At 61.7% G+C, this 19,967-nt stretch carries 22 protein-coding genes; 14 read left to right on the plus strand and 8 right to left on the minus strand.

Annotated features, from left to right (window positions below; translation table 11 throughout):
• The first annotated feature begins 315 nt into the window (after positions 1-315).
• Complete coding sequence (gene rhtA, locus PSFL_RS26970; RefSeq protein WP_057441473.1) at positions 316-1,203, plus strand: threonine/homoserine exporter RhtA; 888 nt, start codon at positions 316-318, stop codon at positions 1,201-1,203.
• Between the two features lie 169 nt (positions 1,204-1,372).
• A complete protein-coding gene (locus tag PSFL_RS26975; RefSeq protein WP_057445083.1) occupies positions 1,373-1,654 on the plus strand; it encodes a hypothetical protein in 282 nt (93 codons plus the stop codon).
• 4 nt (positions 1,655-1,658) lie between these two features.
• Here PSFL_RS26975 and PSFL_RS26980 read toward each other — a convergent pair whose 3' ends face one another.
• The gene (locus tag PSFL_RS26980; protein ID WP_115127889.1) at positions 1,659-2,219 is read right to left on the minus strand and encodes a TetR/AcrR family transcriptional regulator; all 561 of its coding nucleotides are present in this window, start codon (positions 2,217-2,219) and stop codon (positions 1,659-1,661) included.
• A gap of 90 nt (positions 2,220-2,309) precedes the next feature.
• On the opposite strand from PSFL_RS26980, the gene PSFL_RS26985 reads away from it, so the two are divergent.
• On the plus strand, positions 2,310-3,041 hold the full coding sequence (locus tag PSFL_RS26985; protein WP_057441470.1) for an SDR family oxidoreductase: 732 nt from the start codon (positions 2,310-2,312) through the stop codon (positions 3,039-3,041).
• 36 nt (positions 3,042-3,077) lie between these two features.
• On the plus strand, positions 3,078-3,668 hold the full coding sequence (locus PSFL_RS26990; protein ID WP_057441468.1) for a 2-hydroxychromene-2-carboxylate isomerase: 591 nt from the start codon (positions 3,078-3,080) through the stop codon (positions 3,666-3,668).
• Positions 3,669-3,712: 44 nt separating this feature from the next.
• Here the strand turns inward: PSFL_RS26990 and PSFL_RS26995 are convergent, their stop codons facing one another.
• From PSFL_RS26995 to PSFL_RS27005, 3 genes are all read right to left on the minus strand, one after another.
• Positions 3,713-5,521 carry an aminopeptidase P family protein gene (locus tag PSFL_RS26995; protein ID WP_115127886.1) on the minus strand — a complete coding sequence of 603 codons (1,809 nt, stop codon included), beginning with the start codon at positions 5,519-5,521 and terminating at the stop codon, positions 3,713-3,715.
• Positions 5,522-5,558: 37 nt separating this feature from the next.
• Complete coding sequence (locus PSFL_RS27000) at positions 5,559-6,719, minus strand: cysteine desulfurase family protein (RefSeq protein ID WP_057441465.1); 1,161 nt, start codon at positions 6,717-6,719, stop codon at positions 5,559-5,561.
• Between the two features lie 233 nt (positions 6,720-6,952).
• Entirely contained in the window at positions 6,953-7,222 is a 270-nt protein-coding gene (locus tag PSFL_RS27005) for a hypothetical protein (RefSeq protein WP_397470667.1), read from the minus strand.
• Positions 7,223-7,537: 315 nt separating this feature from the next.
• Here PSFL_RS27005 and PSFL_RS27010 point away from each other — a divergent pair, with 315 nt between their 5' ends.
• Positions 7,538-8,641: a sigma-54-dependent Fis family transcriptional regulator gene (locus PSFL_RS27010; RefSeq protein ID WP_115127883.1), complete on the plus strand. Its 1,104-nt coding sequence runs from the start codon at positions 7,538-7,540 to the stop codon at positions 8,639-8,641.
• Here PSFL_RS27010 and PSFL_RS27015 read toward each other — a convergent pair.
• Positions 8,630-8,995, minus strand: coding sequence for an antibiotic biosynthesis monooxygenase (locus tag PSFL_RS27015; protein ID WP_115127882.1), 366 nt, complete (start codon positions 8,993-8,995; stop codon positions 8,630-8,632). The genes PSFL_RS27010 and PSFL_RS27015 overlap by 12 nt on opposite strands.
• 192 nt (positions 8,996-9,187) lie before the next feature.
• Between PSFL_RS27015 and PSFL_RS27020 the strand changes: the two genes are divergently transcribed.
• The 9 genes from PSFL_RS27020 (at position 9,188) to PSFL_RS27060 (ending at position 16,189) form a co-directional block, all read left to right on the plus strand.
• Positions 9,188-9,643 carry a VOC family protein gene (locus PSFL_RS27020; protein WP_057441459.1) on the plus strand — a complete coding sequence of 152 codons (456 nt, stop codon included), beginning with the start codon at positions 9,188-9,190 and terminating at the stop codon, positions 9,641-9,643.
• A 383-nt stretch (positions 9,644-10,026) separates the two neighbouring features.
• Positions 10,027-11,235, plus strand: a complete 1,209-nt coding sequence (locus tag PSFL_RS27025) for a PepSY domain-containing protein (RefSeq protein ID WP_057441456.1) — start codon at positions 10,027-10,029, stop codon at positions 11,233-11,235.
• Entirely contained in the window at positions 11,235-11,774 is a 540-nt protein-coding gene (locus tag PSFL_RS27030; RefSeq protein ID WP_057441455.1) for a hypothetical protein, read from the plus strand. Before PSFL_RS27025 ends, PSFL_RS27030 begins: the two co-directional genes overlap by 1 nt.
• The gene (locus tag PSFL_RS27035) at positions 11,771-12,100 is read left to right on the plus strand and encodes a hypothetical protein (RefSeq protein ID WP_057441453.1); all 330 of its coding nucleotides are present in this window, start codon (positions 11,771-11,773) and stop codon (positions 12,098-12,100) included. Before PSFL_RS27030 ends, PSFL_RS27035 begins: the two co-directional genes overlap by 4 nt.
• A 5-nt stretch (positions 12,101-12,105) precedes the next feature.
• Positions 12,106-12,672 (plus strand): DUF6162 family protein, encoded by a 567-nt coding sequence (locus tag PSFL_RS27040; protein ID WP_057441451.1) that lies wholly within the window; start codon positions 12,106-12,108, stop codon positions 12,670-12,672.
• 34 nt (positions 12,673-12,706) lie between these two features.
• On the plus strand, positions 12,707-13,627 hold the full coding sequence (locus PSFL_RS27045) for a metal ABC transporter substrate-binding protein (RefSeq protein ID WP_397470668.1): 921 nt from the start codon (positions 12,707-12,709) through the stop codon (positions 13,625-13,627).
• The gene (locus PSFL_RS27050) at positions 13,624-14,370 is read left to right on the plus strand and encodes a metal ABC transporter ATP-binding protein (RefSeq protein WP_397470669.1); all 747 of its coding nucleotides are present in this window, start codon (positions 13,624-13,626) and stop codon (positions 14,368-14,370) included. The genes PSFL_RS27045 and PSFL_RS27050 overlap by 4 nt, the downstream gene beginning before the upstream one ends.
• On the plus strand, positions 14,367-15,266 hold the full coding sequence (locus PSFL_RS27055; protein WP_057441446.1) for a metal ABC transporter permease: 900 nt from the start codon (positions 14,367-14,369) through the stop codon (positions 15,264-15,266). Before PSFL_RS27050 ends, PSFL_RS27055 begins: the two co-directional genes overlap by 4 nt.
• Complete coding sequence (locus PSFL_RS27060) at positions 15,266-16,189, plus strand: metal ABC transporter solute-binding protein, Zn/Mn family (RefSeq protein WP_397470670.1); 924 nt, start codon at positions 15,266-15,268, stop codon at positions 16,187-16,189. Before PSFL_RS27055 ends, PSFL_RS27060 begins: the two co-directional genes overlap by 1 nt.
• A gap of 1,021 nt (positions 16,190-17,210) precedes the next feature.
• Here PSFL_RS27060 and PSFL_RS27065 read toward each other — a convergent pair.
• The 3 genes from PSFL_RS27065 to PSFL_RS27075 all read right to left on the minus strand — a co-directional run bounded on the left by PSFL_RS27065 (position 17,211) and on the right by PSFL_RS27075 (position 19,853).
• Entirely contained in the window at positions 17,211-17,435 is a 225-nt protein-coding gene (locus tag PSFL_RS27065; RefSeq protein WP_032862749.1) for an MbtH family protein, read from the minus strand.
• 79 nt (positions 17,436-17,514) lie between these two features.
• The gene (locus tag PSFL_RS27070) at positions 17,515-18,927 is read right to left on the minus strand and encodes an aspartate aminotransferase family protein (protein ID WP_397470671.1); all 1,413 of its coding nucleotides are present in this window, start codon (positions 18,925-18,927) and stop codon (positions 17,515-17,517) included.
• A 152-nt stretch (positions 18,928-19,079) separates the two neighbouring features.
• Complete coding sequence (locus PSFL_RS27075) at positions 19,080-19,853, minus strand: N-acetylmuramoyl-L-alanine amidase (RefSeq protein ID WP_397470672.1); 774 nt, start codon at positions 19,851-19,853, stop codon at positions 19,080-19,082.
• Between the last annotated feature and the right edge of the window lie 114 nt (positions 19,854-19,967).

The raw sequence follows: 19,967 nt of genomic DNA on the forward strand, positions 1-19,967 counted from the left end.
GAGCCAAACAACACTGCTCTACCAACTCCTTCTGGGCTTCGATGAACTGAAGCAACTCGCTGTCGAATTCTGCGTAACTCTTTGTTTACCAAGGAGTTTTCCGTTTCGACTGCGCCGGAAGTGGGGCGAATTATAGACTTCCAGAATCTGCCGTCAACCTTTAATTTCATTTTTCTATCGAAGAGCCCAGCAACTCTTAAAAACCTCGCCTTCTATATAGAAGGCCCAAGAAATTGAGCAATATATTGCTCAATTGCCAGCAGTTGATCATCATAGTGCCCTCTGCCTCTATATGAACCTGGACAAACACCCCCAATGACCACTTCATCCCGCAGCCTGGGCTCGGCGCTGTTTCCTGTCGGCCTACTGCTGATTGCCATGGCCTCTATACAGTCGGGCGCTTCACTGGCCAAAAGCATGTTCCCGATTGTGGGCGCCCAAGGCACCACCACCCTGCGCCTGGTTTTCGCCAGCATCATAATGCTGCTGTTGCTGCGCCCCTGGCGCGCCAAACTCACCGCCAGGTCACTGCGTACCGTCATCGTTTACGGCATGGCGCTGGGCGGCATGAACTTCCTCTTCTATATGTCATTGCGCACCGTGCCCCTGGGTATTGCGGTAGCCCTGGAATTCACCGGCCCACTAGCCGTTGCCATCTATGCTTCCCGGCGTGCCGTCGACTTCCTGTGGATAGCCCTGGCCATTATCGGCCTGCTGCTATTAATACCCGTCGGTGAAGCAAGCCAAGGCATCGACCTGACCGGCGCCGCCTACGCATTGGGTGCGGGGATCTGCTGGGCCCTCTATATTCTGTTCGGCCAGAAGGCTGGCGCGGACAATGGCGTGCAAACCGCGGCTCTCGGCGTAATGATCGCCGCACTGTTCGTCGCCCCCATCGGTATCGTCCATGCCGGTAGCGCGCTGCTGACACCCGCGCTGATTCCGATCGCCATTGGCGTGGCGATTCTTTCCACCGCCCTCCCCTACACCCTGGAGATGGTCGCCCTGACCCGCCTGCCCGCGCGCACCTTCGGCACGCTGATGAGTATCGAGCCCGCGTTCGGTGCGCTTTCCGGGCTGTTTTTCCTCCAGGAATACCTGTCCCTGGCGCAATGGCTGGCGATCGCCTGCATTATCCTGGCCTCCGTGGGCGCAACGCTGACCATGCGTAGCCAGTCAAAGCCAATCATCGCGGCAGATTGAGACAGGATTTAACGAAGCTCTGGCATTTGCCGCTCAATTAGGCCATGTTTAGGCTGTAACTCAGTGTCAGTCATGGAGATTTTCGAATAAGGACATCCACCGACCCTACACTTGAGAGCGAGCAAAGCCAGCATCGGGCATTCCAACGGCGCGGCTATTAAGGATGGTAATGAAGCGAATTTTGATACTGCTTGTCGTCATCGCCTTGGCTGGGTGTGCCGCAACCACCAAGACAGAAGTCAAACGCGGAAAGAAAGGGCTGCATATCAACTGCTCTGGCCTGTCCTCCTCTTGGGACCAGTGCTACACCAGCGCAGCCAACTCGTGCGGCAAGAAAGGCTACAGAGTGATCGCCAAATCCGGCGACAACAGCGAGGAGCCGGGTGACTACCCCTTCGGCATCAACCCGGCCGGCTATACCAGCCGTAGCATGATCGTGCTCTGCAAGTAAGCGCTCATTCCTGCGAAATTCTCTGACTGAGCTCTTCATAGCTCGATGCAAGTACCTGCGCCTGAACCTGCGGGTCGACCATCATCCTGGCCACCACCAGTGCACCCACACACTGGGATAAGATCGCCCAGGCCAGGCTTTCGCTCTCCAAGATCCGCGCCCAGTTGGCCTGCAGCCGGCAAATCCACTCCTGGGCGTGTTGGCGTACCGCGATATCCGCACGGGCAATTTCCGCGCCCATGCTCGGCAAGGCGCAACCGTCTTGCACTTGCTCCACATGGGCCATGCTCAGATAGAACTTGAGGCAGCGCTGCAGGCGCTCCCGACTCTGCACCTCGCCCACACTCAAACGCTCCAGGCTTTGGCTCAACTCATGCTCGACGATGGAGCTGAACAGCGCGTCCTTGGACGAAAAGTGGCTATAAAAAGCCCCGCCACTCAGGCCAATGGCTTTCATCAGCCCATCTACGCCAACGCTGGCAAACCCTTCTTTTTTCGCCAGGGCCGCACTGCTGTGCAGGAGCTTGTCCCTGGTTTGCTGCTTGTGACTGACTGAATAGCGCATCGCCTCTCCCCTTGAAGACACCACCTTGACGCCTGCCGAATCGTAGCATAACGTTCGTTTAGTTAACGATCGTTTACCCAAGGACTTGCCATGACTGAGAATAAGAAAATCGTACTGGTCGTCGGCGCAGGCGACGCTACAGGCGGCGCCATTGCCAAGCGTTTTGCCCGCGAAGGTTATGTGGCCTGCGTCACCCGACGCAGTGCCGACAAGCTGCAACCCCTGGTGGACAGTATCCAGGCTGCGGGCGGCGAGGCTCACGGCTTTGCCTGCGATGCACGCAAAGAGGACGAGGTGATCGCGCTGATCGAGCAGATCGAAAGCGAGCTGGGTCCGATTGAGGCATTCGTGTTCAACATCGGCGCCAACGTGCCGTGCAGCATCCTCGAAGAAACCGCCCGCAAATATTTCAAGATCTGGGAGATGGCCTGCTTCTCAGGCTTCCTCAATGCCCGTGAAGTGGCCAAGCGCATGGTGACCCGCCAGCGCGGGACGATTCTGTTTACCGGGGCCACCGCCGGGTTACGCGGTGCCGCAGGCTTTGCCGCCTTTGCCGGGGCCAAACACGGCATTCGCGCCCTGGCCCAAAGTATGGCCCGCGAGCTGGGCCCGATGAACATCCATGTGGCCCACGTGGTCGTGGATGGCGCCATCGACACGGACTTCATCCGCGACAACTTCCCAAGCAAATACGCGCTCAAGGACCAGGACGGCATTCTGGATCCCGAGCATATCGCCGACAACTATTGGCACCTGCACCGCCAGCCACGGGATGCCTGGACCTTCGAACTGGACCTGCGCCCCTGGAACGAAACCTGGTAAGCACGCCAACATAACAATAAGCAGCGAGCATCCAACATGAGCAAAACCCTGGAATTCTTCTTCGACCTCGGCAGCCCCACCACCTACCTGGCCTACACCCAACTGCCCGGAATCTGTGCCGAAACCGGCAGCCAACTGGTGTATCAGCCCATCCTGCTGGGCGGCATCTTCAAGGCCACCGGCAATGCCTCGCCCGTCACCATCCCGGCCAAGGGCCGCTACCTGCTGCAAGACCTGGCACGCTACGCCAAGCGTTACGGGGTCCCCCTCAAGTTCAATCCGCACTTCCCCATCAATACCCTGACCCTGATGCGCGCCGTCACCGGCATTCAACTACGCCAGCCAGAACGCTTTATCGACTTCATCGACTGCCTGTTCCGGGCGATATGGGTGGAAGGGCGCAACATGGGGGATCCAGCAGTCGTAGCGGCGGTGCTGGCGCAACACCACTTCGACCCTGCCCAGGTGCTGGAGCTGACCCAGGATGAGGAGGTCAAGGACGCCCTCAAGCACAAGACCGAAGAGGCGATTGCCCGTGGCATGTTTGGGGCGCCTGCCATGTTTGTCGGCCAGCAACTGTTCTTCGGCCAGGATCGCCTGGACTTTGTCCGCGAAGCTTTGAGTTAAGCCTGCAAGCCGCTCGCCGGCCCACGCCTGCGAGCGGCCAGGCCTTATATAGCTGCCGTGCGCAACTGCAACCATTCCAGCGCGGCGCCGCTGAGCAACGGGCTCAAGCGTTGACGCACCTGGGCATGGTAGTCGTTGAACCACTGTCGCTCCTCGATCGTCAGCAGGGACGGTACCAGGCAACGGGTATCAATCGGGCACAGTGTCAGGGTTTCGAACTTGAGGAACTCGCCGAACTCGGTCTTACCCGCCTCCCGGTTCAACACCAGGTTCTCGATACGCACCCCCCAACGCCCTGGGCGATAGGTACCCGGTTCAATGGAGGTGATCATGCCCGGCTGCATCGCAGTTTGCGGCGCGGCCGCCGCCTGGTAGGCAATCACCTGCGGGCCTTCATGGACATTAAGGAAGTAGCCCACCCCGTGACCGGTGCCGTGACCATAATCCACGCCTTCGGCCCAGATCGGTGCGCGGGCGATGGCGTCCAGCAATGGCGAGAGGATGCCCTTGGGAAACTGCGCGCGCGACAAGGCAATCACGCCCTTGAGCACCCGCGTGCAATCGCGCTTTTGTTCCTCGCTCGGCGTGCCGATGGGCACCATCCGCGTGATATCTGTGGTGCCGCCCAGGTACTGGCCGCCCGAATCAATCAGCAGCAGGCCATCGCCTTCGATCACCGCGTGTTCTTCTTCGGTGGCATGGTAATGGGGCATCGCGCCATTGCCATTGAACGCGGCGATGGTATTGAAGCTCAACGACACATAATCCGGACGACGGGTACGCGCGGCCGTCAGGTGTTCATCAATGGTCAGCTCAGTGATGCGCTCGCGGCCCAAGGCCGAGTCCAGCCAGGCGAAAAACTCGCACAACGCCGCGCCATCCTGCTCCATGGCCCGGCGAATATGCTCGGCATCCGCCAGGCTTTTACGGGACTTGGCCAATGTAGTCGGGTTGAGGCCTTCGACCAGCTTCACGCCACTGGCCAGATTCTCCAGCAGCCCCGCCGTCACGCGTGCAGGGTCCACCTGCAGGCTGGCCCCGTCCGGCACTTCAGCCAGGGCCGCGGCCACTTCACTGTAGTCCCGCAGCGTCACGCCATCCTGTTCCAGCACCCCACGCAACTGGGCATCGACCTTGCCGAGGGCAACAAACAGCGTGGCCTGCTGCTGGTTGATCAGGGCGAACGAGACAAACACCGGGTTGAACGAAACATCTGCGCCGCGCAGGTTAAACAGCCAGGCGATGTCATCCAGGGTGGCAATAAAATGCCAATCCGCGCCCTTTTCCTTCAGGCTGGCGCGCAGTGCCGCGAGTTTTTCGCCTCGGCTGACGGTGGCCTGGGGCGGCAGGTGCTGGTAGATCGGCTGGTTGGGCAGCGCTGGGCGGTCGGTCCAGACCTCGCTCAACAAATCAATATCGGTACGCAGGCGCGCGCCCCGCTCAGCCAGCTTGCCGCCCAGGGTACGGGCCGACGCAACAGCCATCACCGCGCCATCCACGGCCACCACCCCGCCTTCCGGGGTTTGCTCCCCCAGCCACTCCAGCGGGCCGGGCTGCCCCGGTTGCAACTTCACCAACTCAATGCCGCTGCCGTTGAGTTCCTTGGTCGCCTGCTCCCAGTAACGGCTGTCTGCCCAGACGCCGGCGAAATCAGCCGTGACAATCAGCGTGCCGACCGAGCCATGAAACCCCGACAACCATTGCCGGCCCTGCCAGTAGCCCGGCAAGTATTCGGACAGGTGCGGGTCGGCCGATGGCACCAGCAGGGCATCAATGCCCTCCCGCTTCATCAACTCGCGGGTGCGCGCCAGGCGCTGGGGAACCGTTCCATGGGGCAAAGGCTGCGTACTCATCATCTCTCCTGCTAAGCACTCATAATTGTTATGTATTTCAAACCGCCCAAAAGGCCGGTGCGCTGGCCAACGAGTTCTTGATCAATTGCACCGCCTGATCGATATCCTGCCCGGTGGTAAACCGCCCCAGGCTCAAGCGAATGGTGCGACCGGCACTGCGCGCATCATGCCCCAGGGCAAGCAGTACATGGGAGGGCGCATTGCTGGCCGAATTGCAGGCAGAGGTCGCCGAAAAAGCGATCCCGGCGCTCAAGACCGCCGAATTGAACTCGCCTTCGCTGAAGGTCAGGCTCAAGGTGTGGGGGATCCGCTGGGTGGCGCTGCCGTTCAGGCGCACGCCGGGAATGTCCAGCAATTGCTCAAGCAAACGCTGGCGCAGGGCGACAATACCTGCCGACTCTTCGGCAAAGGATTGCGCGGCCAACGCGAAGGCACTGCCCATGCCTGCAATCTGGTGAGTCGCCAGGGTTCCCGAGCGCAGCCCGCCTTCGTGACCACCGCCATGGATCTGCGCCGTGACGTTCTGCTGCGCCCGCGGCCCGACATACAGCGCACCGATGCCTTTGGGGCCATACAGTTTATGCGCCGAAAACGACATCAGGTCCACCGGCCAGTGCGCCAGGTCGATCTCGACTTTGCCCGCCCCTTGCGCCGCGTCCACATGCAGCAGCGCGCCATGCTCACGCACCCGCGCACCAATGGCCGGGATGTCGTTGAGCGTGCCCAACTCATTGTTGACCAGCATCAACGACACCAAAAACGTGTCTTCGCGCAGCGCCTGGCTGACCGCCTCGACGGTAATCAGGCCATCGGCATCCGGCACCAGGTAGGTCACGGCAATCCCGGCTTGCTGCAATTGGCGGGCGGTGTCCAGCGTTGCCTTGTGCTCGATCTGACTGGTGATGATATGGCCACCGGCCACGCCCCGCGCCTGGGTCACACCCTTGAGCGCAAGGTTGTTGGATTCGGTAGCACCCGAGGTCCAGACGATCTGCTCGGCCTGGGCGCCGACCAGCTCCGCCACCTGACGGCGCGCTTGCTCGACCGTGTGCCGGGCCTGTTGGCCAAACGCATGGGAGCTGGACGCAGGGTTACCGAAATTGGCGTTGAAACCCAGGCACTCGACCATGACCTGGATGACCCGCTCATCCACCGGGGTGGTGGCGGCGTAGTCAAAATACAGAGGACGTTTATTCATGACGTTTAGAGACCCGCAGAGCATGTTCCCGAGATCAGCGTCTCAGGGGCAGCGACCAGTACAGAGTTCGTCAGGTTAACCTGATCGGATGCCATTAAAGAAAGACCACTTTATTTAAAAGTGCGTAGGAACGCTCCTGAAATTGAGCTTAACAGGCTCGACGAAAAGGATGGAAAACAAAAAGCCCGAAGTTCCTGTACGGAACCTCGGGCTCTGGGACGCCGCAGTTTGTCTCAGCTCGGACGGTCATGCAGGGTGACGTTGCGCTCGGCATTCATTTCACCCTGGCGATCAAAGCCCATTGGCGCCTGTGGCCGGGCTGCGAGTTCAGTTTTCTTCTGTTGATATTCATCAAACGACAAACCCCGCCGGTTCAGCCCTTCCATTGCCAATTGCCGGCTCTCCTCGACGGAGTACGGGCGCAATTCAGGCGCCGGACGGGTCGCACAACCAGCAAGAAAAGAGGCGACCAGCAACAAGGCAACAGAAAGTGAATGGTTCATGACGAAGGTCCTGCGAATTGGGCGTTGAGGCAATGGACACAGGCTACTCCCGCCTTTGCATCGGGAAAAATCATCCTCTGTGATAGTCGCTATCAGTCAATCCTTCATATTTCTTTTTGTTCTATAAATATACAAACACATTTGTTTACGGAATAAAAAAGACCCTCTATAACAGACTCCCAGCGTCGCAACTGCCTCCACGAGCCGCTCGGCCTCGCCACTGAACGCCTGCAAGCGGCGCAGGCCTGGTACGAGGTGGCGCACCGCGTTGGGCCAGCCCCTGCCGACATCCACGTCCTATTCCTTGAGGTGCCCATGCAGCTTTTGACCCTCGCGCCCTCGCCCGCACTCGCCACGTCGATTCGCGCCACCGCGCAAGTCTTCGAAGACCCCAAATCCCGGGCCTTGCTCGCGCATATCCAGCAAGTGGCGCCCAGCGAAGCCAGCGTGCTGATCATCGGCGAAACCGGCACCGGCAAAGAGCTGGTGGCCCGCCATATCCATAACCTCAGCGCCAGGCGCAACCGACCGTTCGTGGCGGTGAATTGTGGGGCGTTTTCCGAATCCCTGGTGGAAGCGGAGTTGTTCGGCCATGAAAAAGGCGCGTTCACCGGCGCTCTCGGCGCCAAGGCTGGCTGGTTCGAGGAGGCCGACGGCGGCACCCTGTTCCTCGATGAGATCGGTGATCTGCCCATGGCCATCCAGGTCAAGCTGCTGCGCGTCCTGCAAGAACGCGAAGTGGTGCGCCTGGGCTCACGCAAGAGCATTCCGATTGATGTGCGGGTGCTGGCGGCGACCAATGTGCAACTGGAAAAAGCCATCAATGCCGGGCATTTCCGTGAAGACCTGTACTACCGCCTGGACGTGGTCAGCCTGGAACTGAGCCCCTTGCGCGAACGCCCCGGCGATATCCTGCCCCTGACCCGGCACTTTATCGACGCCTACAGCCAGCGCCTGGGCTACGGCCCCATCACCCTCAGCCCCGAAGCCGAGCACAAGCTCAAGGGCTACAGCTGGCCGGGCAATATCCGCGAGCTGGAAAACGTCATTCATCACACCTTGCTGATTTGCCGCAATGGCCTGATTGAACGCGATGACCTGCGCCTGTCGAACATGCGCATCGAGCGCCAGGATGATAGCCAGCACAGCCTCGACCACAGTGCCGAAGCCTTGCTGGAGCGTGCCTTCCAGAAACTGTTTGACGAACAGGCCGGTGCCTTGCATGAGAAAGTCGAGGACGCATTGCTACGCGCCGCCTACCGCTTCAGCCACTACAACCAGGTACACACCGCCAACCTGCTGGGCCTGAGCCGCAATATCACGCGTACGCGCCTGATCAAGATCGGCGAACTGGCGGTCAACAAGCGGCGCCCAGAGGGAAGCCTGCAAGGTGAGCGCATGCTGCATCTATCGATATAGGCTGCACGCCAACGCGTTGTCGGCGCTGCGCTCGATACTGCGCAGCACCTGGAATGAACCGAAGGTCACGGCAGTAGCCTGATGGGCACGAATCAATGCCCAGAAGTTCTCGCCCTCGCTCTCCAGCCGCTGGAACGCCGTGGCACCGTCTTCGCGGGCCTGCCATTGCAGGTAGTTGAGCACCCGCCGCCCGTCATCACTGACCAGCACACTGGCACTCAGAAACCCCTCATGGCCTTGGGCCAGGCGCTCGCTCTGCTCGGACAGCGCCAACACCAGCGCGGACTGCTGCCGGGGCTCGATCTGAAACTCGATCACTTGGGTAAAACCATGACTTTTCGCTGAAGCTTGCATGACAAATCCCCTTTAGCTGTAGGTGCCACGCAGGGTAAAACCTCTAGTTAAGTTAAGGTCAAGCCTCTGTTTGAGAAACTGTTGAATGCACCGTTACAGGACAGTCGTCGGTTGCCCGCAGGCCACGAAAGGCCTGACCTATAGTGAAAAGACCGGAAGACCCGGCCCCTCACCCCCCTCAAGGAGAGCGAAATGAGCGTTAAACCCATTCCCGATGGCTACCACAGCATCACGCCCTACCTGGGCATCGACAAGGCAGCTGAAGCCATCGAGTTCTACCAAAAAGCCTTCGATGCCACCGTTTTCATGCGCCTGGACATGCCGGACGGCAAGGTCGGCCACGCCGAACTGCGCATTGGCGATTCGCCGATCATGCTGGCCTCGCCCTGTGATGAAATGGCCTTCGGCAGCCCTGGAGCGCACCCCACCAGCGTTGGCCTTCACCTGTATGTGAAGGACGTCGACGCACAGTACAAACAGGCGATCGCGGCAGGCGGCACGGCTATTTCCGAACCCAAGGATCAATTCTACGGCGACCGCTCCGGCACGTTGAGGGATCCCTTCGGACACGTCTGGTTCCTCGCCACTCATATAGAAGAGCTGACCGAGGAACAGATTCACAAGCGCGCCAAAGAGCTGTTTGCATAAGCCCCAATCCCCTAAAGCCCGCTCGCCACAAGGTGCAACCGCCCCCAGTGGCGAGCGGGCTTGCCCGCGCTGGGCTGCGTAGCAGCCCCGACCAGCAAGACCACCTGACTCTTGCAGAAACATCGAGTAGCCAGGTTTTGGGGCTGCTGCGCAGCCCAACGCGGGCAAGCCCCCTCGCCACACTTTTTTGTGCTCACTAACTGAACAGCAATGAGCCCCAACAGGGGTTTCCCGCGCACCTGAAACATTTGCTTTCATTTCTGCCTTAGGGTTTTGCGATTCTCATCCGTCTTAACTTAGATACAGCCCGTCGCGTAAGCAAAAGCTACGACCGGCCTTTCCCGGGCCTTTTCTGCCCTCCTCCGATCAAGACCCCCATAGACATGTCGAAGAAGTCACGCTCCAAACTCTGGTTTCTCGTCCACAGCTGGCTGGCATTGCCCATCTGGTTCTTCGTACTGATCGTCTGCGTCACCGGGACCCTGGCGGTGGTCAGCCAGGAAATCGTCTGGCTGGCCAACCCGGAAATGCGCGCCAGCAAGCCATCGGACGATGCCGAACTGCTCACTTACGACCAGATCCTCGCCGCGATCAAGCAGGCCGAGCCAAAGGCCATTGTCGAGTCCATCGTCCGTCCGGACGAATCGCATTTTGCGCTCGACGTCGACATCAGCTACCCCGACGGCCGCTCCGTGGCGGTCTACGTCAACCCGTACACGGGGGTCATCCAGGGCATCAGCCCATCGTTCAACTTCCGCCAGTTCACCCGCGCCTTGCATGGCTGGTGGCTGGTGCCGTTTACCAATGGCTTCAGTTGGGGCTGGTACCTGGTGTCGTTCCTCGGGCTGCCGATGCTCGCGTCGCTGGTCACAGGCCTGGTGGTGTACAAACGGTTCTGGAAAGGGTTCTTCAAGCCAACCCTGCGCTTCAAGCATGGGGCGCGGATTTTCTGGGGCGACTTCCACCGCCTGAGCGGCATCTGGTCGATCTGGTTTATCGCGGTGATTTCCATCACCGGCACCTGGTTCTTGATCCAGGCGCTTCTCGCGGACAACCAGATCACCATCTCCAGCCAGCCGATCGTGCCGGTGATCTCCCGGGACAAGGTGCCGCTGTCGGCCCCCGGTGTACCGGCACCGATGATCGCCCTGGACGATGCCATCAACATTGCCACCCAGCGTATCCCCGGCTTCGACGTCAGCTTCGTCGGCCTGCCAAGCAATGCCTACAGTCACTTGAGCATCGGCGGCCGCGGCTGGTACCCGCTGATGTTCCAGACGGCCGACATCAACCCCTACAACGGTGAAATCGCCGCCACGCACCTGCTGTCCGACCGCACGGGCCTGGAGTTCGTCACCGAGTCCATGCGCCCGCTGCACACCGGCGACTTTGGCGGGATCTGGATCAAGCTGGTCTGGTTCTTCTTCGGCCTGTTGCTGAGCATGATGGTCCTCAGCGGTCTGTTGATCTGGAGCAAGCGCACGGCCCTGGCCACGCTGCACGCGCTCAAGCGCAGCACCAAGGCCACGCGCAATACGGCGCCGGCCAACCCCATCGGCGCCATGCAGGCTGAAACCTCGGAGGGCAAATAATGAGCAAGGCCACCACCGTTCAAGCGCCCTCGCCACTGCGCGCCTTCTGGCTCAAATGGCGCTTTCACATCAATATCCTGCTGTTGCTGGTGCCCCTGGGTTTTATGCCCAAGTACTTTGCCGACGTCGCACTGTTTCGCGGCGACGCCGGCCTGGGCGAGCGCGAGGTCGGTGAAGTGCAGGTCGGCCCGTGGAGCATTACCCTCGCCGAGTTGCGCAATGAAGCGCCCCGCCCCGACCCGGCCGGCCCGATGAAATCCTTCAACGCCGCCCTGTGCGCCACCTGTGGCGACCAGGTCAAGGCCACCTACCTACGCATCGGCAAGCCCCGCAGCCTGCGGGCCGCCGGGGTGATTTTCTTCGGCACCCCGTACCGCATGGGCGCTGTGCTGCCGATCCCGGAACGCACCCCGCCCGACGCCGAACTGTGGATCACCATGGAAGGCTGGGACGGCAGCATGCAGCAGGCCTCCATTCCCTTGAGTCAGGCTTCGCCTGCCACCGTCGCCTGGTTGAACAAGCAAGGAGTTAAACCATGACTTTACTGCGCCTGACCCGCGCCTGCGCCGTGCTGATCCTCAGCCTGGGTGCAAGCAACTACGCCCTGGCCCACAACCCGATGTGCGAATGCAAGGAGATCCCCGGCGAACAGATCCAGTGCACCGGTGGTTTTTCCGACGGCAGCGGCGCGCCCGGCGTGACCCTGGATGTGATCGGCTACGACGAAACCATCCTGGTGCCCGGCAAGCTGGGGCCCGACTCGACGTTGACCTTCAAAAAACCTGCCGCCGAATTCTATGTGCTGTTTGACGCCGGTCCCGGCCACGTTGTCGAGATCGACCAAGCGGATATCCAGGCGCCATGACCCCCATGAACCCAGGCAGCACCCAGGTGGTCCGGCCCGCCGGTGCCGGGCACGAAACCCTCTACGTCCTGCTGCTGTGCCTGATCATCCTGGCCGTCGCCGGCACGGTGGTGTCCCTGCACGGCGAAACCCAGGCCGTCGAGGCCGTGGCCAGCCACCAGTTGGACGCCCGCCGCGACCTGAGCGCGGCCGAGCAAGGCATCTATGCCGACCTGCGGGTGACCCTGGATGAAATCCAGTTGCTGGCGCAGGAACAAAGCACCCTGCCGACGCCGGCGCAACTGGCCGAAGAAGGCTTCGCGCCCTTCGCCCAGGACGCCAGTTCGGTCAGCCGTGGCGACCACCACTGGCAATTGCTGGCGCCAGCGGCGTACCTGGGCCTGAGCCAGGCCAACGACACCAGCGGTTCACTGCTGATGCGCGTCAACGGCGCCGAGCCGGATATCTGGCTCAACCGCAGCGCCAACCTGGCCGCCCCCACCGACCTGAGCGACCAGGGGCTGATCGCCGCTGGCTGGCAGCAGGTCGTTGCGCAATTCGACGCTGGCGTCACCCGCCAGCATCGCCACTGAATTCATGCTGTCTCCGAGAGAAGATCGATTACCCATGTCTATGTCATCTCCCTTGCTCCGCCTGCTGCTGGTGGGCCTGTTCAGCGTCTTGCTGAGCCCCCTGGCCAATGCCGAGGCGGCCAAGCGCCTGCGTATCGGTATCACCCTGCACCCTTACTACAGCTACGTGGCGAATATCGTCGGCGACAAAGCCGAAGTGGTGCCGCTGATTCCGGCCGGCTTCAACCCCCATGCCTACGAACCGCGCGCCGAAGACATCAAGCGCATTGGCACCCTGGACGTGATCGTGCTCAATGGCGTCGGCCATGACGATTTTGCCGACCGCATGATCGCCACCAGCGAGCGCCCGGACATCCCGGTGATCGAGGCCAACGCCAATGTGCCGCTGCTGGCCGCCACCGGCAACGCGGCCCGCGGCGCCGGCAAGGTGGTCAACCCGCACACCTTCCTGTCCATCAGCGCGTCCATCGCCCAGGTCAACAACATCGCCCGGGAACTGGGCAAGCTCGACCCGGACAACGCCAAGGCCTATACCCAGAACGCCCGTGCCTACGGCAAGCGCCTGCGCAAGATGCGCGCCGACGCCCTGGCCAAGCTCACCAGCGCGCCCAACGCCGATCTGCGGGTGGCCACGGTGCACGCCGCCTACGACTACCTGTTGCGCGAGTTCGGCCTCGAAGTGACCGCCGTGGTCGAACCGGCCCACGGCATCGAGCCAAGCCCGAGCCAATTGAAGAAAACCATCGACCAACTGCGCGAGCTGGACGTCAAGGTGATCTTCTCGGAGATGGATTTCCCGTCCTCCTACGTCGATACCATCCAGCGTGAGTCGGGGGTCAAACTGTACCCGCTGTCGCATATTTCCTACGGTGAATACAGCGCCGAGAAGTACGAAGTGGAAATGACCGGCAACCTCAATACCGTGGTCCGGGCGATCCAGGAGTCGGGGGCATGACCGCGGTTGAACACCTGAATGTGGCCAGCATCGGCCCGACGATTGAGTTCGATAACGTCTCGCTGACCCTGGGCCGTACCGCGATCCTCGATAGCGTCAGCTTCCAGGTACAACCAGGCAGCATCCACGCCCTGGTCGGCCCCAACGGCGGCGGCAAGAGCTCGTTGATCAAGACCCTGCTGGGGCAGACGCCACACCAGGGCCAATTGAGCCTGCACTGGCCGAACACTCCCGGCACCATCGGCTACGTGCCCCAGGCCCTGGAGTTCGACCGTGGCCTGCCGATGACCGTCGACGACTTCATGGCTGCCATGTGCCAGCGGCGCCCGGCGTTTCTCGGCTTGTCCCGGCATTACGCCGGGGCGATTGGCGAGGCGCTGGAGCGCGTGGGCATGCAAGACAAGCGCAAGCGCCGCATGGGTGCGCTGTCCGGCGGCGAGCGCCAGCGTGTGCTGCTGGCCCAGGGCTTGATCCCGGCGCCGCAACTGCTGGTACTCGATGAACCGATGTCGGCCCTCGACGAAGCCGGGATCCAGGTGTTCGAACGCCTGCTGGGCGACTGGCGCCAGGCCGGGATTACCGTGCTGTGGATCGAGCACGACCTGGAGGCCGTGGGCCGCCTGGCGGATCGCGTCACCGGCCTGAACCGCCGCCTGCTGTTTGATGCCACGCCCAAGGAGGCACTGACCCCGGAACGCCTGCTGACGCTGTTTTCCACTCACCCACGGAGCGCAGCCCAATGAGCTACGAAGCCTTTCGCTTGATGGTCCAGGGCTGGGCTTCCTCCGGCTACTTGCCGGAAGCCCTGGCCTATGGGTTTGTGGTCAATGCCTTGCTCGCCGGCCTGTTGATCGGCCCGGTACTCGGTGGCCTGGGCACGCTGGTGGTGGTCAAGCGCTTTGCGTTTTTCTCCGAAGCCGTCGGCCATGCTGCACTGACCGGCGTGGCCGTGGGCATTCTGCTGGGGGAACCCTACACCGGGCCTTACGGCAGCCTGTTCGGCTACTGCCTGTTGTTCGGCATCCTGCTCAATTACCTGCGCAACCGCACCGGCCTGGCCCCCGATACGCTGATCGGCGTGTTCCTCTCGGTGTCCCTGGCCCTGGGCGCGAGCCTGTTGCTGATCCTGGCGGGCAAGATCAACGTGCATATCCTGGAAAACGTGCTGTTTGGTTCGGTCCTGACCGTCAACGGCAATGACCTGGCGGTGCTGGCGGTGGTCGGCTCACTGGTGATGGCCCTGGCATTGCCGCTGTACAACCGCATCATGCTCGCCAGCTTCAACCCGCAACTGGCCGCCGTGCGTGGCGTGGCGGTGAAGACCCTGGACTACCTGTTCGTGATCCTGGTGACCTTGATCACAGTGGCGGCGGTCAAGGTCATCGGTGCGATCCTGGTAGGCGCACTGCTGGTGATCCCGGCCGCCGCGGCTCGGCTGTTGAGCCAGTCACTCAAGGGCTTCTTCTGGATCTCGGTGGTGATTGCCACGCTCAGCACCCTGTGCGGGATTCTGTTGCCAATCATCTTCGACCTGCCTATCCCGTCCGGTGCCGCGATCATCCTCGTCGCCGGCATCGCCTTCGCCCTGGCCGCCATCGCGCGCGGCACGGTCCCCAGCCTGAAAGGGAATCTCGGATAATGCGCCCCGTTCTACGCCCCCTCGCCCTGGCCATCGCCTGCCTGATCAGCACCCCGCTGCTGGCAGCCGAAACGGCCACCCCCCTGCCGGTCGCCGCCCACGCCGCCAAACCGGTCAAAGTCCTCGCGGCCTTGCCCGTGACCTACGGCCTGGCCGCCGCCCTGCTCAAGGGCACTGCGGTCAAGCTGGAGCGTGCGGCACCGGCCAACCTGCCGGGTTCGCGCCAGACCTCGTACTTTACCGGGCGTGGCGCGCCGGCCTTGCATAGCCTGGCGCTGGACGCCGATGCGGCGATCGGCCTGCGCTCGCTGTGGCCGGATGACCCGCTGTACCCAGTGGCCCGGCGCAGCAATATCCGCATCGTCGAAGTGGACGCGGCGCGCCCGGTAGACGGCGGTCTGCCGGGCGTGGCCCTGCAACCGGGGACCGTAGATGGCCTCAATAGCCAGCCGTGGCAGTCGAGCAACAACCTGGGGCGCATGGCCGATGTCATGGCTGCCGACCTGAGCAGGCTGGCGCCCGGCGCCAAGGCCCAGATCGACGGCAACCTGGCCAGCCTCAAGCAACGCCTGCTCAAGCTGACTGCCGACAGCGAAGCCCGCCTGGCCCAGGCCGATAACCTGAGTGTGGTCAGCCTGAGTGATCATTTTGCTTATCTGATAAGTGGGCTGAATCTGGAGTTGGTCAGCACCGATCCGCGGCCGGATGCCGAGTGGTCCGCCGAGGCGCTACAGGCGCTGACGACCAGCCTGAAGGACAACGACGTGGCGTTAGTGCTGCACCATCGCCAACCGGCTGAGGCGGTGAAAGCGGCTATCAGTGCAGGGGGGGCGAAGTTGCTGGTGCTGGGTACTGACGGTGCGGACCCGATAGCGGAACTGGAAGGGAATGTGGATCAGGTGATCAAGGCCTTGGTGCCCTGAAAGCAAGGCAATACCCCTGTGTGTGTGCGAGCTTATGTGGGAGCGGGCTTGCCCGCGATGGCGGTGTATCAGTCAACTAATGTATCGACTGACACTTAGCCATCGCGGCATAGGTATCTACACAACTCTTTTATCTAGTGCTTATTGGGTTTGTGTACATATCCGTTGCTGCGGTCACGGCCACTTAGGGTTCCGCTCTTACAGCGGCTCACTTTGGAAAAGCCCCAAAGTAAGCAAAGGGCTTTTGCCCCACCACTCGGTGCCTCGCCTAGGCTCGGCATGCCCGCAGTCAGGCATTGCTCCGTGGGCCCGCCGCGATCGGCCATCCATGGCCGTGTCGCGGCTACCCCGGCATCCATGCCGGGGTGCCCACTGCGCAATACCTGCCTGCGGCCATCGTGGTTTAACGGGGCGCCTAAGATCAAAAGCCAGATCAAAAGCCAGATCAAAAGCAGAGCAACAGCAATGCCAAAGCCGGGGCGTGAAGCTGCATTCCCCCCTGTGGGAGCTGGCTTGTCGGATCGCCGCATCGCTGCGATGGCGGCCGAAAGAACACATCAGAGTGTCAGGTATTCATTTGTCATCGTTAACGACCATCGCAGGCAAGCCAGCTCCCACAGGTATATGCGCACGCCTCGACGATCAGGTCGGCTGTCAGGCCGCCTCGCTTTGCTTGTGATTTTGATCTTAGGCGCCCCGTTAAACCACGCTGGCCGTCATCCGATATTGATTTGGGGGGTAACCCGGCAGGACGCCGGGTTAGCCGCGCTGGGCCATGGATGGCCCATCGCGGCGGCCCCCCAAATCAATGTCGGATGACGGGCACACCGAGCCTGGGCGAGGTGCCGAGTGGTGGGGCAAAAGCCCTTTGCTTACTTTGGGGCTTTTCCAAAGTGAGCCGCCGTAAGGGCGGAACCCTAAGTGGCCATGACCGCAGCAACGGATATGTACACAAACCTAAGAATCACTAAAGAGATGTGTAGCCCATCGCAGGCAAGCCCGCTCCCACATTTGCTTGTGTTCAGCCAGCAACAACCTGCGCATCCATCTTCTGGCGCAAGCTCAGCGGGCGCATATCAGTCCAGACCTCTTCGATGTAAGCCAGGCACTCTTTCTTCATCCCGCTTTTACCCACGGTGCGCCAGCCCTCTGGCACGGCCTTGTAGTCAGGCCAGATGGAATACTGTTCTTCATGGTTGACCACCACCTGGAACAGGATGTCTTCGCGGTCAAATACTGAGGTCATTGCGGTTCTCCGTCACTCAAAGGCTGCCACGCACTGCGCGTGGCTGATGTATGTAGGAACGTATAGCGGCGCAGGAAAATTAGAGGCTGGCCACGGCCGCCGCCAAAGCCCGGCCGAAGATCTCTGCCACGCGGTCGATTTCTGCGGCGGTGATGACCAGCGGCGGCAGGAAACGCACCACGCTGCCATGGCGCCCGCCCAGCTCCAGAATCAACCCGCGCTTGAGGCACTCGCGCTGTACCAGCGGCGCCAATTGTCGATGGACCGGCGGGTGCCCCTGGACATCCGGCGCGCCGCTCGGGTTCACCAGTTCCACGCCCAGCATCAGGCCGCGTCCGCGGATATCCCCCAGTTGTGGAAAGTCCCGCTGCAGGATGCGCAGATGTTCACTCAAGCGCTCACCCATGGCGGCGGCGTGGTCGGCCACGTTGTGCTCCTTGAGGTAGCGCATCACCGCCGACCCCGCCGCCATGGCCATCTGATTGCCCCGGAAGGTGCCGGCATGGGCGCCCGGCAGCCAGGTGTCGAGCCACTCGCGATAGACCACCACCGCCAGCGGCAGGCTGCCGCCAATGGCTTTGGACAACACCACCACATCCGGAACAATGCCGGCATGTTCAAAGGCAAACATCTTGCCGGTGCGCCCGAAACCGCTCTGGATCTCATCCACGATCAGCGCCACCCCGGCCTGCTCGGTAATCCGCCGCAGGCCGCGCAGCCAGTCGAGGTCGGCCGGGATCACGCCGCCCTCGCCCTGCACCACTTCGACGATCACCGCCGCCGGTAGCAATACGCCGGCCTCCGGGTCGTTGAGCAGGTTTTCGAGGTAATGCAGGTTGACCTTGACCCCCTCTGCCCCACCCAGACCGAACGGGCACCGGTAATCATAGGGGAAAGGCAGGAACTGCACGCCGTTGGCCAGCAAGGCACCCAATGGCTTTTTCGGCCCCAGGCTGCCCATCAGGCTCAACGCGCCCTGGCTCATGCCGTGATAACCGCCCTGGAACGACAACACCGTGCTGCGCCCCGTGGCGGTGCGTACCAGCTTCAGCGCGGCTTCCACTGCATCGGTGCCGGTGGGCCCGCAAAACTGGATCTTCGCCTCCTGCGCCAGTTCCGCAGGCAGCAGGCCGAACAGGTCCTGCACAAACTGATCCTTGACCGGCGTGGTCAAGTCCAGGGTATGCAGAGGCAACTCGTCCTGCAGCACCTGCTGGATCGCCTCGATCACCACCGGGTGGTTATGCCCCAGGGCCAACGTACCGGCCCCGGCCAGGCAGTCGATAAAACTGCGCCCCTCAACGTCCTCGACATAAATGCCCTTGGCCCGCTTGAGTGCCAGGGGGATACGCCGTGGGTAACTGCGGGCATTGGACTCCTGCAGGCGCTGGCGGGCCAGCAGCGGTGATTCATCGAACTGGTAAAGCGTTTCCGCCGGCGTCGGGCTGGCCGACACCTGCAAATCGTCAATGCGACTGGTAGCGACTGACATCTCTAGATCCCTCAATACGCGGATGATGGTGACCAAACTGCCAACCCGTTGACGTCTGGCCCCCAAAGGGCATGCGCACGGATTTCCTGTTCTGGAAACGCTTCAGCGGCGTGAGGATTTACACCTGGGTCGTTGAAAAAACGGCGAATGGCTCACTCGCCGGCACTGCTGTACCTTTCGTTCAACGCATAGAGAATCGCGCAGGTGTCGATATCCAGTTGCCCACGATAGTCGGAGGGCCGGAAGTGCATCTGGAACGCACGCACCCGTTGCTGGAACGCCTGGCGGTTTCGTGCCGGGGCGTAGCCGTAGCGCTGAAAGGCCCGTTCGATCTCCACCTCCTGGGGCAAGCCCATGCGAAAGCGGCGCACATAGGCGTTTTTGATCTCTTCATCGAACCAGGCGCCAATGCCCGCCTCGAACAAGCCGTGCCAGGGCAGCCGTGGACCTGGGTCACTTTTGCGCCAGAACGCCACATCCGAATGGCCGACGATATCGGTGGCGCCGATCTGCGGATGACGGGCGCAAATGTCGTGGATCAGCGCGATCAGTACCTCGATTTGCTCCGCCCCGTAGGCAGGAAAGGTAAAAACCCCACCATCGTCGCGAGCCAGATTGACGATCTCGATGCCGATGGAGCGCGTGTTGACGTTATCGCGGCCCGCCCAATGACTGGCCCCCGCATGCCAGGCGCGCTGATGCTCATCCACCAGCTGGAATACCCGCAACTCGTCGTAGCCGGCGTCTCGATAACCCGCCTCGAGGGGGTCGGGCAGCAGGTAATGGGCACTGACACCCTGCTGCGTCAGGGTGCGCAGGGAAGAGGCGAAGGGCGCGGCGGTGTAATGCACCACCAACTGGCGCACGGCTTCGCCATTGCGTTGATTAAAATCCTGGGCGGGATAAGTGGAGTCGATGACCAACATAGGCGCTGTCCTTTTCAATACAGGCTGAGTCATTCAGCCGGCAAACCTGCAAACACAAAAATTAACGCCATCCTGAAGCGTCGGGCCTGAGGATGGCGGTAGTTATGTGGGTGC

It is taken from the genome of Pseudomonas sp. DD1 (assembly GCF_044510355.1).
In the GTDB taxonomy this organism is placed as follows: domain Bacteria; phylum Pseudomonadota; class Gammaproteobacteria; order Pseudomonadales; family Pseudomonadaceae; genus Aquipseudomonas; species Aquipseudomonas shahriarae.